We start from the raw sequence: 15,621 nt of genomic DNA on the forward strand, positions 1-15,621 counted from the left end.
TTGACAGGATTATTCGCATTTAACGATGAAAATAAGAGATTTTATTCTATACTGCTGTCTTTATGTATACCTATTGTAATTCAGAACCTTATATCTACATCTGTAAATATAATAGATACTGTAATGATAAGCAGTCTGGGAGAAGTATCTGTGGCATCTGTAGGAATTGCAAATCAGTACTTCTTCCTGTTTAACATGTGTCTTTCTGGAATACTTGGGGGATCTGGTATGTTTATCTCCCAGTTTCTTGGAAAAGACGATAAAACAAACATAAAAAAGGTAACTGCACTTAGTATTCTTCTTGGATTACTTATCAGTATGCCTTTCTTTCTAATTGCACTTATCTCTCCGGAAAGTGTAATTCATATATTCTCTCATGATGCCGAAGTTGTCAGACAGTGTAGAGAATATCTTAATGTAATTGTATGGTGCTATCCTATGATAGCTGTCAGCATAGGATTCGGTGTATGTTCAAGAAGTATAAAAAATCCGGCACTTGGAATGAAATGCAGTGCAATAGCAATAATAGTAAACGTATTTTTCAACTACTCTCTTATACTTGGTAATTTTGGATTTCCTGAACTTGGTGTAAGAGGTGCTGCAATAGCTACAGTTATAGCTAGAAGTGTCGAAGTTGTTCTTATGGTCGGATATGTATATATCTACAAAAAGGACTATCTACTTAAATTCGGTTTTAGACACTTCAGACTTATGGACAAAGGATTTATCTCTGCCTACTATTCAAAAAGTATGCCGGTATTTCTAAACGATGCTCTTTGGGCAATAGCTACTGTATGTTACTCTGTTGCCTATGCCATGGCGGGAACATCTGCTATAGCCGCCAGCCAGATTGCAACGACTACAAGTAACTTCTTTATAATAACAGCTGTATGTCTAGCTATCGGTTCTTCTATAATGCTTGGTAATGAGCTTGGTTCAAACCATATAGACAGGGCTCTTGAATACGCAAAGAAACTCGGAATACTTGTCGCAATAGCAGGTTTTGTTATGGGAATGCTGCTTATAGCTGCTATTCCGGTTCTCCTTGTAATATTCAATGTTACTCCTCATCTTGAACCCGATATAAGAAAAATATTCACTATAATGGGTATTATGATGGCTCTGAGATCATTTAATACATTTATTATAGTCGGAGCTCTTAGAAGCGGTGGAGATACAAAGGCAGCTCTTATTATAGAAATGGGATCAATGTGGTTCGTATCTGTTCCACTTACTTTTGCAGCTGCTTATCTGGGAGCACCTATATATCTTATAGTTATGTGTTCTTTTGCTGAGGAGATTGTAAAAGTCGTATTTGGACTACCTAGGGCACTTAGTAAAAAATGGGCCAGAAATATTGTTAAAGATATAAATTAATATAAAATAGAGAGGTTTTCCTCTCTATTTTTTAAACATTTTTAGCACTCACCTATTGACAGTGCTAATAACAAGAGTTATAATATATTTGTAGAAAGGAAGAGGATAAAAAATATATAAACAAACCTTCCTTGAGACAAGAATTTTCAACAACACTTCTAATCAGATTTCTCTTTTAGTACTAATCTGACAGTGCTTAAAAATTCAATGTATTGTAATTTTGAAGGGAGATATGACTTATGATGATGCCTAGTATTTTTAGAGAAAACTTATTTGATGATTTAATGGACTTTTCTTTTGACAGAGATTTTTGGAATATGAACAATTCTCTTTATGGAAAACAGGCCAAAAATATGATGAGAACAGATATCAAAGAAAATGAGAATAATTATGAACTTGATATTGATTTACCAGGATTCAAAAAAGATGAAATTTCAGCTGAATTAAAAAACGGTTATTTAACTGTTTCAGCTACTAAAAACGTTGATAATGATAATAGCGATGATTCTTCTAAGTACATAAGAAAAGAACGTTATGTTGGTTCTATGTGCAGAAGTTTCTATGTTGGACAGGACATAAAACAAGAAGATATACATGCTAAGTTTGAAGATGGTATATTAAAACTTTGTGTTCCTAAAGAAGATGTTAAAAAAGTTGAACAGACAAACAACTTTATACAGATAGAAGGATAATAAAAATTCAAAAGGTTAACGCACTGATAACTGGTGCGTTAACCTTTTTTATATATTTTAAAATTTTCTAATATAAATCAAATGATACAATGAAAGTACTGCCAAGACTATATTTATTATAATTATAATATTATATAGTGAAAAGTTTGCTGTCTGCATAATCAGAAGCGATGCAAATCCATCTAAACATATAGAAAAAAACATCAATGCCGTTGCTATCTTGTTTCCCTTTATACAAAAGTAAAATATCAGTATTGCTATAAACTGTGCAAGTACAAAACCTACTCTGAAATCTGATAATATACTGATATAAAATTTTACAGTTCCTTCTAACGTTTCCGTATTTATATCAAATCTCGTAAAGTTTTTTATTATCATTGTATAAATAAAATATGCATATAGAAAGTATTTGCTATTCTTTTTTATCGCTGTCATACTATATCTCCTTTTCTAATTTTTATAGATTATACTATAGAAGATTTATTCAGACAACGTTTTCTATATTTCTGTAATTATTTGTCATTACCTAAAAATAATTATAATTTAATAATTTTTAATATATTATTCACAACAAAATAAAAGATTTAATAATTGATTATTCTAATAATACTATTTTGTTCCCTAAATACCTAAAATCCAAAAGCAATTTTCATTTTCTTTTGAACTCGAAATCCATAAATTAAACTCAGTCATAAATTCTATTAATTCTATATCTTCAGATATTAATATTTTATCTTCTAATTCTTTCCATTCTTTTAATTTTATTTTATTTGGTCCAAAATAATTAAATTGTGGAAAAACTAGATTTATATATTTTCCTAATTTTTTAAAATCTTCATCTGATATATAAATAGAATCTTTATTTTTGAAATTATCTAAGGTTTCTTGATTCTAGCTTTTGCAATACGTAAATTCATATACATCTCCACTAGTTAAATTCTCTAGTTTCATTATCTTCATACAAACTCCCCTTTAAGCAAGATTATTTAAAACTCAAACTCTAAATCGTATTCTCTTCTCTCTGAATATAATTCCGCTACCATATACGATTTATCCTTATCTTCATTCAATAATACACTGTTTATCCAGTAGCACAGAGCATTTCCACTATAACACAATACTCTCTCACCGTATTCGTCAGTTTCCCAGAATGAGTGCGTCTTATCGCTATATATCCACTTGAAAAAATCGTCTATATTTATACTTATATTATCTGGACAATATATATAATCGTATTCATCATATCCACCAAAACCAACTCTTATAATCATTTTTTCTCCTTTACTTCAAAATCTTAGCTTATAACATTATTTTTTCATCTATCATACATATTCCTTCATGAGCTGTAGTGTAAAAAACACAATTATCATTCTTATAAAAAGAAATATCTATTTGACACACATCAAATAATACATAAGCGTCATTATCGTCCTTTATAAAAGATCCATAGCTTTTTAGAATATCCATCGATTTATTGCTTATACTAAATTTGTACTCCTTGAAGTTTTTTCGTCTTCCCCTACTTACTTTTGTCCCAGGCCATGTATTTGTATATCATTCATCTATGCATTCAGATTTCAAATTAGATATTATTGATGGTATTTCATCCAATTCTACTGGTACTACTAGCTTGAAATATTCACATATATCACCTAATATTTTAAGCAGTTTCCTGTATTCTTTTTCATTAACTATATCTATTTTTATCATAAGTACCTCCTTTTACAAAAGTAAACATTATGAAGTGAACTATATTTTTCATTCAAAAATATGATTCACTTCACTATTTTATAGGTACAACATCAATTTTTAATATAAAATATATAAATTTAATATTACATTCCAATATATTTAATATATTGCTCAATTTCCATTAGTGGCATATCCAATTTTTGTTTAGTTTCAGTAGATACTCGTCCTTGTGTTGCCATTTCAAACCCAGCTAACTCTACACTCTCTAAATACTGCTCAACAATTTGTTTAATATTATTATCTTTGCTTTTTAGGAGCTTACCACAATTTCTGTAAATTTCTAAAGTAGGATTACATGAAGAGAATACAACTTTCATTGTTTCAAAATTGTTATTACCTGGGAATCCTGAGTTAGATATAACAACAAACTTTTGTGTTTTAGCTTTAGTATCTGAAAGGTCAAAATTTTCATTTTGCTGTATTATTAGTGGACTTTTTAAAGGAGCAAGACGATCTACGAAGTTTTTAAGTGCGGCAGTCATATTCCAAGTGTAAACTGGAGTTGCAAAACAAACAACATCTGCATCAGTATATTTTAAAAGTAATTCTTTCATATCATCTTCCATAATACATTTACCAGGTGTTCTGAACCAACACGAAAAACATCCTTTACAATGTCCAATATTTTTATCAATAAGAAATACATTTTCAGTATCTGCACCACCACGTTGAGCTCCACGTAAAAATGCATCTCCTATTACGTTAGTACTGCTGTTAACTCCTGCAGGACTACCATTAAATATAATAAATTTCATAAAAATATCTCCTTTCTATGTTTTAATTTATATATTATTATAAAGATAAGTATCTACTCATTCAATCTACGTATCGTAGATTGAATATATATTCTTATATTGGAATTCCCACCATAACATAATACTGTTTCACTATATTCATTACGCTCCTAAAATATATAGATTTTTTATTCATATATCTGTTTAAAAGAGCCGTTTATATCTATGTCTATATTTTTTGGATAATATATATAATCCTATTCAATGTATTCATCAAAACCAACTTTTGCAATCGATTTTTTTCTATTTTTATATATATTTTTTTATAACTGCTATTTTCATATAAAAAGAGCTGTTGTACCTACAATACAACAGCCCATATTTTTACTCTGTTATCTGAAGATTTGGAACAGCATTTAAATCCATTCCATCCACTCTGCCTTTCAGATATCTATAATATCCTGCACAGCCTATCATAGCCGCATTATCCGTACATAAAACAGGCGGCGGGAATTTTACATCCACTCCCTTTTCCTCCCCAAACTTCTGTATCTTTTCTCTAAGCCCAGAGTTTGAAGCAACTCCTCCTGATAATGTAACAGTCTTGTACCCTTTTTCAGATGCAGCTTTCACCGCTTTTGATGCAAGTACATCTGTAACAGCATCCTGGAAAGATGCAGCGACATCAGCTACAGGTATCTCCTCTTTTTTCATTCTCTTTGCATTCAGATAGTTTAAAACTGCAGATTTGATTCCACTGAAACTGAAATCATATCCGTCATCTATATACGCTCTAGGGAATTCTATTGCCTTTGGATCTCCCTCTTTTGCAAGTCTATCTATTATAGGTCCACCTGGATATCCAAGCTCCATAGCTCTTGCTACCTTGTCAAAAGCCTCTCCTGAAGCGTCGTCTCTAGTTCTTCCAAGTATTTCGTATTCTCCGTAGTCCTTTACTTCTACAAGATGTGTATGTCCACCAGATACTATAAGTGTTACAAATGGTGGCTCAAGCTCTTTGTGAGCTATATAGTTTGCACTCAGATGACCTTCTATATGGTTTACTCCTACAAGGGGAACATCAAGTGCATATGCCATAGCCTTTGCATATGAAAGTCCTACAAGAAGTGCACCTACAAGCCCTGGACCATATGTTACAGCAATCATATCTATATCGTTCATTTCTATTCCGGCTTCATCTATAGCCTGCTGAACTACTATATCTATATTCTCGACGTGTTTTCTTGAAGCAACTTCAGGAACTACACCGCCGAATTTTTTGTGTATATCTATCTGAGTTGATATTATATTCGATAGAACTTCTCTTCCGTTTTTCAGAACAGATGCCGCAGTTTCATCACAGCTGCTTTCTATCGCAAGTGTTATAAGATCCTTCATTACTACACCTCCTTCAGACTGTTCCACATTATCACAGCGTCCTCTTTATTGTCGCTGTAATACTCTTTTCTTATACCAGCCATTTTAAATCCGTATTTTTTATACAGGTTCTGTGCTACAGTATTACTAGCTCTTACTTCAAGTGTCATCGCCGCAATACCATTTTCTCTACACAGATTTACCATTTCCTTCATAAGCTCGTTTCCTATTTTTCTTCCTCTGAAATCGCTGTGTACAGCCACATTTGTTATATGTCCTTCATCTATGATAAGCCATATTCCTACATATCCTACAATTTTTCCATCTGTTTCAGCGATCAGATATCTGGCATTTTTATTTTTAAGTTCATCTCTGAAAGACTGTTTAGACCAGTAATCCTCAAAACAGTTTTTCTCAACCTCAAAAACGCCGCCTATATCTTCAGAAGTCATAGGTCTTACTATTATATTTTCCATTTTCTCCCTCTCTGAAGCATCTATTTTTCAGATGATGCCTTAAGTTTTTTCATTTTTTCCTCGTACTGCACTTCTGCCTGCGATTTTCTTATATATACAGGTGCTATATCGTAGCATGTATGTATTTCCTCACCTTTTTCGTATTTGATTAAAGCTCCTGTACATACACCAGATGCCTTTGATATACAGTTTGCAGGAGACGCAGGTTTTATGTTTTTGTATTCTGATATCCTGTCAAAATACTTATATACAGCTTCCCCGGCTATTATATATTCATCACCTGAGTTTCCTATTTCCGAAAGAAGCTCATCTATATCCCTTACTGATATTTCTGTATCGGCTCTAAGTGTATTTCCGTCATATGAATAATTTGCAGTATATACATGAGTTCTCTGTGCATCCAGTATTGCACATATTTTTCTATCTGTCGGCTCTATATTGTATGCTATTGTTTCAAGCGAGTCCACAGATATTACAGGTATGTTGTTTACATGAGCAATCGCCTTTGCAGTTGCCATTCCTATTCTAAGTCCTGTAAAAGAACCCGGCCCGACAGATACCGCAATTGCATCTATATCCTCGATGCTTATATCGCTCATTTCAAGCATTTTTTCTATTATCGGCATAAGTTTCTGCGAGTGCGTTTTCTTGTCATTTATTATATATTCACATACAGGTGTATTCCCATCAAATAAAGCTGCACTGCACGCCTTTGTCGATGTATCGATTCCCAGTATCTTCATCTAAAAATTCAGCTCCTCAACCATTTTTTCGTATTTTTCTCCATATGGAATAAGTGTTATCTCTCTTCCCATATCCTTGTATTTAAGCTCTATCTCAAGCCTTTCTTCAGGAAGTATATCGTCGATTATATTTGCCCACTCTATTATACATACGCCGTCTGAATCTATATATTCATCGTACCCTATGTCGTACATCTCCTCGCTGCAACCTATTCTATATACATCGAAGTGATAAAGTGGCATCCTTCCCTCGTATTCATTTACTATTGTGAATGTCGGACTTGTTATATAGTCCTCCACTCCAAGAGACTCCGCAAAACTCTGAGTAAAAGTCGTTTTTCCCGCTCCAAGGTCTCCTATCATGCAGATAACAGTTCCTGGAAATACTTTCTCTCCCAGAATTTTACCGATTTCTCTTGTCTTACTTTCATCTTCCAAAAAAAATCTCTTCATATTTTTCTCCAACTCTGTCATATTTCTGATATACCATTTTATTTTTGTTTATTTTATAAAAACAGTATAACTATTTTCTATAAACTATTTTTCCGTCTATTATAGTGCATTCCACATTTGAACTTATCTCAAAAGGATTGCCGTACCATATTACTATATCCGCATCTTTACCTTCTTCAAGTGATCCCACTCTATCCAGTATTCCAAGAGTTTTTGCAGGATTTATAGTAACTGCTTTAAGCGCTTCCTCTCTTTTCATTCCATTTTTAATTGCTATTCCCGCACATATTGGCAGATATTGTATCGGTGTTTCCGGATGATCTGTCATAAGACTTACAGGAATTCCGGCATTCGATAGGATACCGGCAGTTTCAAATGTAAGGTTTCTAAGTTCAGGTTTTGATTTATCTGATATAGAAGGTCCTACTATTATCGGATAATCCTCTTTTTCCTCGAGCAACTCATCTACTATCAGATGTCCCTCTGTACAGTGGTCAAGAGTTAGCTTTAAGTCAAATTCCTTTGCTATTCTTATCGCTGTAAATATATCATCGGCTCTGTGAACATGAGCTTTCAGAGGTATTCTTCTTCTAAGTACAGGTATCAGACTTTCAAGTTTCATATCGTATTCAGGTTTGTCTACATCATTTTCATCTGACTCGCTATAGAAGTTCATCTCGTCCATATAGTCCTGCGCTTTTTTGAATGTTTCTCTAAGCGTCGCCGCTATTGCCATTCTTGTCTGAGGACTTTTTTCATTCTGACCGTAACAGCTTTTAGGGTTTTCACCAAAAGCTATTTTTACCGCCACGGGATTTTTTATTATCATTTTGTCTATTCTTTTTCCAAAAGTTTTTATTGCTATACACTGTCCACCTATAATATTGGCACTTCCTGGAGTTGTACATACAGAAGTTATACCTCCTTTGTACGCGTCTGCAAAACTTTCATCCATTGGATTTATGGCATCTATCGGATTTAGATGTGGAGTTACAGGATCTGTCTCCTCATTTCCATCTGCCCCTTCAAATCCAAGACCAGACTCCCATAATCCCATGTGAGTATGCGCATCTATAAATCCAGGATAGATTTCCTTGCCCTCGGCATCTATTATTTCACATTCTTCCGGTGCCTGTATAGATTCTCCTATTTCTTCTATTTTACCGTCATTTACAAGTATATCACCTTTAAATGATCCATTTGTTACAGTGTTTATAAATCCATTTTTTATAAGTATCATCTGCATCATCCTTTTCTATTCTTTTAAAAAACAGCAGTTATATCTCCATAGAAAGAGAAACTCTGTTTTTCTGTATATCTACACTTAAAACCTTTACGTCTATTATATCACCTACTGATACAACTTCCATCGGGTCCTTTACTCTTTTTCCCATCTGCGACTTGTGAACAAGCCCATCGCTTTTTATTCCTATATCGACAAATGCTCCAAAGTCCACTACATTTCTTACTGTACCTTTAAGAACCATTCCTTCTTTTATATCCTCTATCTTTAGGACATCTGATCTAAGTATAGGTTTTATACCGTCTTCTCTAGGGTCTCTTCCCGGCCTTTTTATTTCAGAGATTATATCCTTTATTGTCACCGCTCCTGTATTTAATATTTCAGCTTCTTTTTCTATCCATTTTTCATCAGTCTTTTTATCTATATCAGATATGTTTCCGTTTTTTATATCATCCTTTGTATATCCAAGGTCAGCTAACATTTTTTCACATATGCTGTAACTTTCAGGATGTACACCTGTAGAATCAAGTGGATTTTTGGCATTCGGTATTCTAAGGAATCCCGCACACTGAGTATAAGCCTTTGGTCCAAGTTTTGATACTTTTTTTAGCTCTTTTCTATCTCCAAAAGGTCCGTTTTCCTCTCTGTATGCCACTATATTTTTCGCAACAGCCTTACTTATTCCAGCAACATGTTCAAGAAGAGACGCTGAAGCTGTATTAAGGTCTGCTCCTACACTGTTTACCGCATCTTCTACCACTCCATCCAGAACTTCCTCCAGTCTTTTTGCATTCAGGTCGTGCTGGTACTGTCCTACTCCTATGCTCTTTGGATCTATTTTTATAAGTTCCGCAAGAGGGTCCTGTATTCTTCTACCTATTGATATAGCACCTCTTATAGAGACATCTACATCCGGATGTTCTGCTGCTGCAAGCTCTGATGCCGAATATACAGATGCTCCGGCCTCATTTGCTATTATATACTGCACATTCAGATTATTTTCCCTGATTAAATCAGATATGAATATTTCAGATTCTCTAGATGCTGTTCCATTTCCTATAGCAACTATATCTATAGAATATTTTTTTATCATATCGAGAATATCTTTCTTTGCCTTTTCCTGAGCTTTTTCACTTCCTGTTACATAAGCAACTGTATAGTCCAGGAATTTTCCATTTTTGTCCACTACTGCAATCTTACATCCCGTTCTTATACCCGGGTCAAATCCCATTACAGTTTTTCCCGATATAGGAGGCTGTAGAAGAAGACTCTTCAGATTTTCCCCAAATACTTTTATTGCTCTTTCCTGAGCCTTTTCAGTAAGTTCAGTTCTTATCTCTCTTTCAATAGATGGATATATAAGTCTCTTGTATGAATCCTCTATCGCATCCACTACTATTTTGTGGGAATCTCCAGAAAGTTTTTTAGCAAATCTTCTTTCTATCCATGATTTTACCGGTTCATCATTTATTTCTATTTTTACTTTCAGTACTTTTTCTTTTTCTCCTCTGTTTATCGCAAGGATTCTGTGAGGAGCTATATATTTTACAGCCTCCGAATAATCCCGATACATCTGATATACTCCTGCATCCTCTTCAGATGATTTAGAGACTATTTTTCCTCTTTCTCTAACTGTATTTCTCAGATATTTTCTGACATCAGCATCGTCTGAAACAATTTCTGCTATTATATCATTTATACCCTTAAATACATCATCAACAGACTCTACTCCAACTTCTTTGTTTATATATTTCTGAGCCTCTTTTCCAACATCGGGAATTTTTCCGTATAATACTTCAAGCGCCGGTTTTTCCAGTCCTTTTTCCTTAGCTATTGATGCTCTAGTTCTTTTTTTCTGTTTGAATGGAGCATATATATCCTCTGCTTCCTGAAGTGTTTTTGCCTCTTCTATTGATTTTTTTATTTTATCAGTAAGCTTTCCCTGTTCCTCTATAAGTCTCTGTATATCCTCTTTTCTCGATTCGAGATTTCTTAGGTATACAAGTCTGTCGTACAGATTTCTAAGAACGGTGTCGCTTAGTTCTCCAGTCATTTCCTTTCTGTATCTCGCAATAAAAGGTATTGTATTTCCCTCGTCTATAAGTTTTATCGTATTTTCAATCTGAAAATCCTTTAGTTTAAATTCCTCTTTCAGTATGTCTGAAACTTTCATATCATCACCTCTTCGTCAGACTCTCTTTTTCATATTCTTATTATAACTGTTATCACCAAAAAGGAGAAGTGAAACCGGCTATATACCGATAATTCCACTTCTCCTATAGAGTCTATTTTCCAAGTTTGTTCATCTTCAGATATTCATTTATAAACATATCTATATTTCCATCCATAACACTGTCGACATTTCCTGTTTCGGCATTTGTTCTATGGTCTTTTACCATTTTATACGGCTGGAATACATATGATCTTATCTGACTTCCCCAGGTAATCTGTGTATATTTTCCCTGAAGGTCTTCTATTTTCTCCTTCTGTTCAGCCTCTTTTATAGCCACAAGTTTTGCAACAAGCATCTTCATTGCAACTTCTCTGTTTAGATGCTGAGATCTTTCATTCTGACACTGTACAGTTATTCCTGTAGGCAGATGAGTTATTCTGACAGCTGAATCTGTAGTATTTACATGCTGTCCACCTGCACCTGATGCTCTATATGTGTCGATTTTCAGGTCGCTCTGATTTATATCGACTTCTATATCCTCGTCGATTTCAGGCATCACATCGACCGATGCAAACGATGTGTGTCTTTTTCCTGATGGATCAAACGGAGATATTCTTACTATTCTGTGAACACCTTTTTCGCCTTTCAGATAACCATAGGCATTTTCTCCCTGCACAAGAATTGTAGCACTTTTTATTCCTGCCTCAGGGTCTGATATAAGATCAAGAAGTTTTACTTTGTAGTCTCTTCCTTCAGCCCATCTTATGTACATTCTGAGTATCATCTGTGCCCAGTCCTGAGCATCAAGTCCACCTGTACCTGAGTTTATCGAAAGTATCGCGTTGTTTCTATCGTACTCTCCGCTTAAAAGAGTATTTATCTTCATTTCATCAATTCTCTTCTGAAGAGATTTAATCGATGAATATATTTCGCCTTCCACAGAATCATCGTCCTCTTCCTCGCTCAGTTCCATAAGAACCTGTATATCATCAAGAGATGATTCAAGTGACTCATATGCCTCTATTTTTTCATTGAGCATTTTTGTTTCCTGAAGGATTTTCTGGGCTGACTCATTATCATCCCAGAAATCCTGTCTGTTCATATCGTGTTCATTTTTTTCTACTTTTTCTCTGAGTGTATCCACGTCAAAGGGAAACACCCAATTCTTTTATATCTTCAGACATTGATTCTATCTCATGTCTGTACTCCTGTATATTAAGCATTTGCTATCATCCTCTCACTATCTTCCACAGCAGTTTTTGTATTTTTTACCACTTCCACATGGACAAGGATCATTTCTTCCTACTTTTTTGTCTTCGTTATGGCGTGTTTTTGATGCTGATTTTCCCTCTGGATCAGGAGATTCAAGTTTTTCAACATCTACAACAGCTTTTCTTTCTGCAGGTACTTCTATTGTTATATTGAATAGATATCTTACAGTATCCTCTCTTATAAGTCTGTTCATTTCCTCGAACATATCGAATCCTTCCATTTTGTACGCTATAACAGGATCCTGCTGTCCTAAAGCTCTAAGACCTATACCCTGACGAAGCTGATCCATTGCGTCTATATGGTCTATCCAATGGTTATCAACTGACTGAAGAAGAACTATTCTTTCAACTTCTCTCATTCTTTCAGAACCTATGTGTTCTTCTTTTATTCTGTAAAGAGCCATAGCTATCTCATTTACTTTTTCTATTATTTCTATAGAATTCATTTTTTCAAATTCTACGCCATCAAGACTTCCAATAGGCATGAATTTAGTATACATGTATTTTCTGAATTCATCAGAATCGAATTTACCTTCTGAATCAAATGCGTCAACAGCATCAGATATCATCTGGTGTATCATATCCCGTATCTGATTTTCAAGGTTTTCACCGGCAAGAACTCTTCTTCTTTCAGCATATACAACCTCTCTCTGTTTATTCATAACATCGTCATACTGAAGTACGTGCTTTCTTATACCAAAGTTTTTACCTTCTACTTTTTTCTGTGCAGACTCTATAGATTTTGTAAGGAATCTATGCTCTATAGGCATATCATCTTCAAGCCCTACCTTATCTACTAGTCCCTGCATTCTATCTGAACCGAAAAGTCTCATAAGATCATCATCAAGCGCTATATAGAATCTTGAAGTACCCGGGTCTCCCTGTCTTCCGGCACGACCTCTAAGCTGGTTGTCTATACGTCTTGATTCATGTCTTTCAGTACCTATTATACAAAGTCCTCCAGCCTCTAAAACAGCTTTCTGCTCTTCATCTGTCTGAACCTTGAATTTTTCATAAAGTTCTTTGTATGTTTTTCTTGCTGCATCAAGCTCTTCATTTTCCTCTATTCCGGCAGTTTCATTTGCAGCATTTACTCTGTTTATTATTTCATCTGTGAAGTTTAATCTCTTCATTTCTTTTATTGCCATAAATGAAGGGTTTCCTCCAAGAAGTATATCTGTACCCCTTCCGGCCATATTTGTTGCTATTGTAACAGCTCCAAGTCTACCTGCCTGAGCAACTATCTCTGCCTCTTTTTCGTGATACTTGGCATTTAGAACCTCGTGTTTTATTCCTCTTTTTCTAAGTATATCTGAAAGCATTTCAGATTTTTCTATAGATACAGTACCTACAAGAACCGGCTGATTTTTTGCATGTCTTTCAGCTATATCATCAGCAACCGCATTGAATTTTCCTTTTGTGCTTTTGTATACTACATCTGCAAGGTCTTTTCTTATCATCGGCTTGTTTGTAGGAACCTGGAATACGTCCATTTTGTATATTGCCTTGAATTCCTCTTCCTCTGTTTTTGCAGTACCTGTCATTCCTGAAAGCTTATTGTACATTCTGAAGTAGTTCTGGAATGTTATTGTTGCAAGAGTTTTTGACTCTCTCTGAACTGTAAGTCCCTCTTTTGCCTCAATCGCCTGGTGAAGTCCGTCTGAATATCTTCTACCAAACATAAGACGTCCTGTAAACTCGTCAACTATAACTATCTCATCGTCTTTTGCAACATAGTCTACATCTCTTTTCATTATTACATGTGCCTTAAGAGCCTGGTTTATATGATGACAAAGCTCTGTATGTGAAACATCAGTTATATTTTCAACATTGAAATAAACTTCAGCTTTCTTTATACCTGATTCAGTAAGAGATACTGCTTTATCTTTTTCCTCCTGCTCATAATCGTCCGGCTTAAGAGTTGTTATAAATGTATTAGCATCTGTATAAAGATGAGTTGATTTATCCCCAGGTCCAGATATTATAAGTGGAGTTCTCGCCTCATCGACAAGTATTGAGTCGACCTCATCGACTATTGCATAATGAAGGTCTCTCTGAACCATCTGCTCCTCATGTATTACCATGTTATCCTTCAGATAGTCAAATCCGAATTCGTTGTTTGTTCCGTATGTTATATCACAGTCGTACTGTTTCTTTCTCACCTTTGGACTCTGACCATGTACTATTACACCTACAGTCATTCCAAGGAATTCATATACTTTTGCCATCTGGTCGCGGTCACGTTTTGCAAGATAGTCGTTGACAGTTACAACGTGTACCCCTTTACCTTCAAGTGCATTAAGGTAAACAGGACATGTAGCGACAAGTGTCTTACCTTCCCCTGTTTTCATCTCAGCTATTCTTCCCTCGTGAAGAACCATACCACCTATAAGCTGCACTCTATAGTGTCTAAGCCCAAGTGTTCTTCTTGATGCCTCTCTTACTGTAGCAAATGCCTCTGGTAAAAGAGCATCTATTGATTCACCATTTGCCAGTCTTTCTTTAAATATATCAGTCATACCTCTAAGTTCTTCATCACTCATAGCCATAAACTTTGGCTCAAGTGAGTCTATAAGGTCTGCTTTTTTCTCAAATTTCTTCAGATCTTTACGATCCGCCATGTTAAACAGGCTATCTAAAAAACTCATTATTTACATCTCTCCTCTAAAGTTTAGTCTATCTTTCATTTTACCATAAAAATCAGCTTTTTATTATATATTTTACCAATTCCAAACAATTTTAGTATCTATAGGTATCATTACAAAGAGATATGTTCCTCACTTGTATATAGCTAATGTCTATGATACATTTTAATTGTATTATATTTATTATAAGAATAAGGAGATATAATTATGTTAGAGTTCAAAGTAGAGCCCCTAAATTCTTCCATGATAGAAGAATGTGCAAATCTTTTTAGAGATGTTTTTTCAAAAGAACCATGGAATGACATATATGATTCTGATGATTTGGTTGATAATTATATTCAAAACTTTATAAATATGGATTCTTTTTTAGGTTTTGCAGCTATATACAAGGATAGAATCATAGCTGTAAGTCTGGGGATGAAAAAACCTTGGATTAATGGAATTGAATATTACATAGATCAGTTTTACGTATCCAATGATTTTCAGAACATGGGGATAGGCAGCAGATTTCTCGATAATATCAACGTATTTCTACAAAATATGAATATAAATGGTATCCTTCTTAATACAGAAGAGTCTTTTCATTCATATGATTTTTATATCAAAAACGGATTTAAAAAAGCAGATGGACTTGTCGTAATGTATAAAGATTAAAAAACATGCCTCTATAAAATAGAGGCATGTT

Annotated in this window: 15 protein-coding genes; 3 read left to right on the forward strand and 12 right to left on the reverse strand. The window is 34.4% G+C overall.

The genetic code is table 11. The features are described from left to right. Together EXD82_RS03295 and EXD82_RS03300 are read left to right on the forward strand one after the other, a co-directional pair. Entirely contained in the window at positions 1 to 1,377 is a 1,377-nt protein-coding gene (locus tag EXD82_RS03295) for an MATE family efflux transporter (RefSeq protein ID WP_142535491.1), read from the forward strand. Positions 1,378 to 1,616: 239 nt separating this feature from the next. Next, positions 1,617 to 2,069, forward strand: coding sequence for an Hsp20/alpha crystallin family protein (locus EXD82_RS03300; RefSeq protein ID WP_142535492.1), 453 nt, complete (start codon positions 1,617 to 1,619; stop codon positions 2,067 to 2,069). Between the two features lie 57 nt (positions 2,070 to 2,126). On the opposite strand, the gene EXD82_RS03305 is transcribed toward EXD82_RS03300, so the two are convergent. The 12 genes from EXD82_RS03305 to secA form a co-directional block, all read right to left on the reverse strand. Next, positions 2,127 to 2,504 carry a hypothetical protein gene (locus EXD82_RS03305; protein ID WP_142535493.1) on the reverse strand — a complete coding sequence of 126 codons (378 nt, stop codon included), beginning with the start codon at positions 2,502 to 2,504 and terminating at the stop codon, positions 2,127 to 2,129. 551 nt (positions 2,505 to 3,055) lie between these two features. Beyond that, a complete protein-coding gene (locus EXD82_RS03310) occupies positions 3,056 to 3,340 on the reverse strand; it encodes a hypothetical protein (protein ID WP_142535494.1) in 285 nt (94 codons plus the stop codon). Positions 3,341 to 3,623: 283 nt separating this feature from the next. After that, positions 3,624 to 3,779 carry a hypothetical protein gene (locus EXD82_RS10270; RefSeq protein WP_174919141.1) on the reverse strand — a complete coding sequence of 52 codons (156 nt, stop codon included), beginning with the start codon at positions 3,777 to 3,779 and terminating at the stop codon, positions 3,624 to 3,626. A gap of 125 nt (positions 3,780 to 3,904) precedes the next feature. Next, a complete protein-coding gene (locus tag EXD82_RS03315; RefSeq protein ID WP_142535495.1) occupies positions 3,905 to 4,576 on the reverse strand; it encodes a flavodoxin family protein in 672 nt (223 codons plus the stop codon). A gap of 363 nt (positions 4,577 to 4,939) precedes the next feature. Next, positions 4,940 to 5,953 carry a tRNA (adenosine(37)-N6)-threonylcarbamoyltransferase complex transferase subunit TsaD gene (gene tsaD, locus EXD82_RS03320; RefSeq protein ID WP_142535496.1) on the reverse strand — a complete coding sequence of 338 codons (1,014 nt, stop codon included), beginning with the start codon at positions 5,951 to 5,953 and terminating at the stop codon, positions 4,940 to 4,942. A 2-nt stretch (positions 5,954 to 5,955) separates the two neighbouring features. Then, on the reverse strand, positions 5,956 to 6,408 hold the full coding sequence (rimI, locus tag EXD82_RS03325; RefSeq protein ID WP_174919142.1) for a ribosomal protein S18-alanine N-acetyltransferase: 453 nt from the start codon (positions 6,406 to 6,408) through the stop codon (positions 5,956 to 5,958). 20 nt (positions 6,409 to 6,428) lie between these two features. Then, positions 6,429 to 7,151: a tRNA (adenosine(37)-N6)-threonylcarbamoyltransferase complex dimerization subunit type 1 TsaB gene (gene tsaB / locus EXD82_RS03330; protein WP_142535497.1), complete on the reverse strand. Its 723-nt coding sequence runs from the start codon at positions 7,149 to 7,151 to the stop codon at positions 6,429 to 6,431. Beyond that, positions 7,152 to 7,604 (reverse strand): tRNA (adenosine(37)-N6)-threonylcarbamoyltransferase complex ATPase subunit type 1 TsaE, encoded by a 453-nt coding sequence (tsaE, locus tag EXD82_RS03335; RefSeq protein ID WP_142535498.1) that lies wholly within the window; start codon positions 7,602 to 7,604, stop codon positions 7,152 to 7,154. A gap of 70 nt (positions 7,605 to 7,674) precedes the next feature. After that, entirely contained in the window at positions 7,675 to 8,844 is a 1,170-nt protein-coding gene (locus EXD82_RS03340; RefSeq protein ID WP_142535499.1) for an amidohydrolase, read from the reverse strand. 37 nt (positions 8,845 to 8,881) lie between these two features. After that, the gene (locus EXD82_RS03345; RefSeq protein ID WP_142535500.1) at positions 8,882 to 11,020 is read right to left on the reverse strand and encodes a Tex family protein; all 2,139 of its coding nucleotides are present in this window, start codon (positions 11,018 to 11,020) and stop codon (positions 8,882 to 8,884) included. A 112-nt stretch (positions 11,021 to 11,132) separates the two neighbouring features. After that, positions 11,133 to 12,243 (reverse strand): peptide chain release factor 2 gene (gene prfB / locus EXD82_RS03350; protein ID WP_142535501.1). Its coding sequence is split into 2 segments (ribosomal slippage): positions 11,133 to 12,167 and positions 12,169 to 12,243, totalling 1,110 coding nucleotides; the frame shifts between segments, so codons are not numbered across the junction. A 17-nt stretch (positions 12,244 to 12,260) separates the two neighbouring features. Further along, positions 12,261 to 14,939 (reverse strand): preprotein translocase subunit SecA, encoded by a 2,679-nt coding sequence (gene secA / locus EXD82_RS03355; RefSeq protein ID WP_142535502.1) that lies wholly within the window; start codon positions 14,937 to 14,939, stop codon positions 12,261 to 12,263. Between the two features lie 204 nt (positions 14,940 to 15,143). Here secA and EXD82_RS03360 point away from each other — a divergent pair, with 204 nt between their 5' ends. After that, entirely contained in the window at positions 15,144 to 15,590 is a 447-nt protein-coding gene (locus tag EXD82_RS03360) for a GNAT family N-acetyltransferase (protein WP_142535503.1), read from the forward strand. Positions 15,591 to 15,621: the final 31 nt, after the last annotated feature.

Origin of the sequence: Peptacetobacter hominis (assembly GCF_006861675.1) — a bacterium.
Classification (GTDB): domain Bacteria; phylum Bacillota; class Clostridia; order Peptostreptococcales; family Peptostreptococcaceae; genus Peptacetobacter; species Peptacetobacter hominis.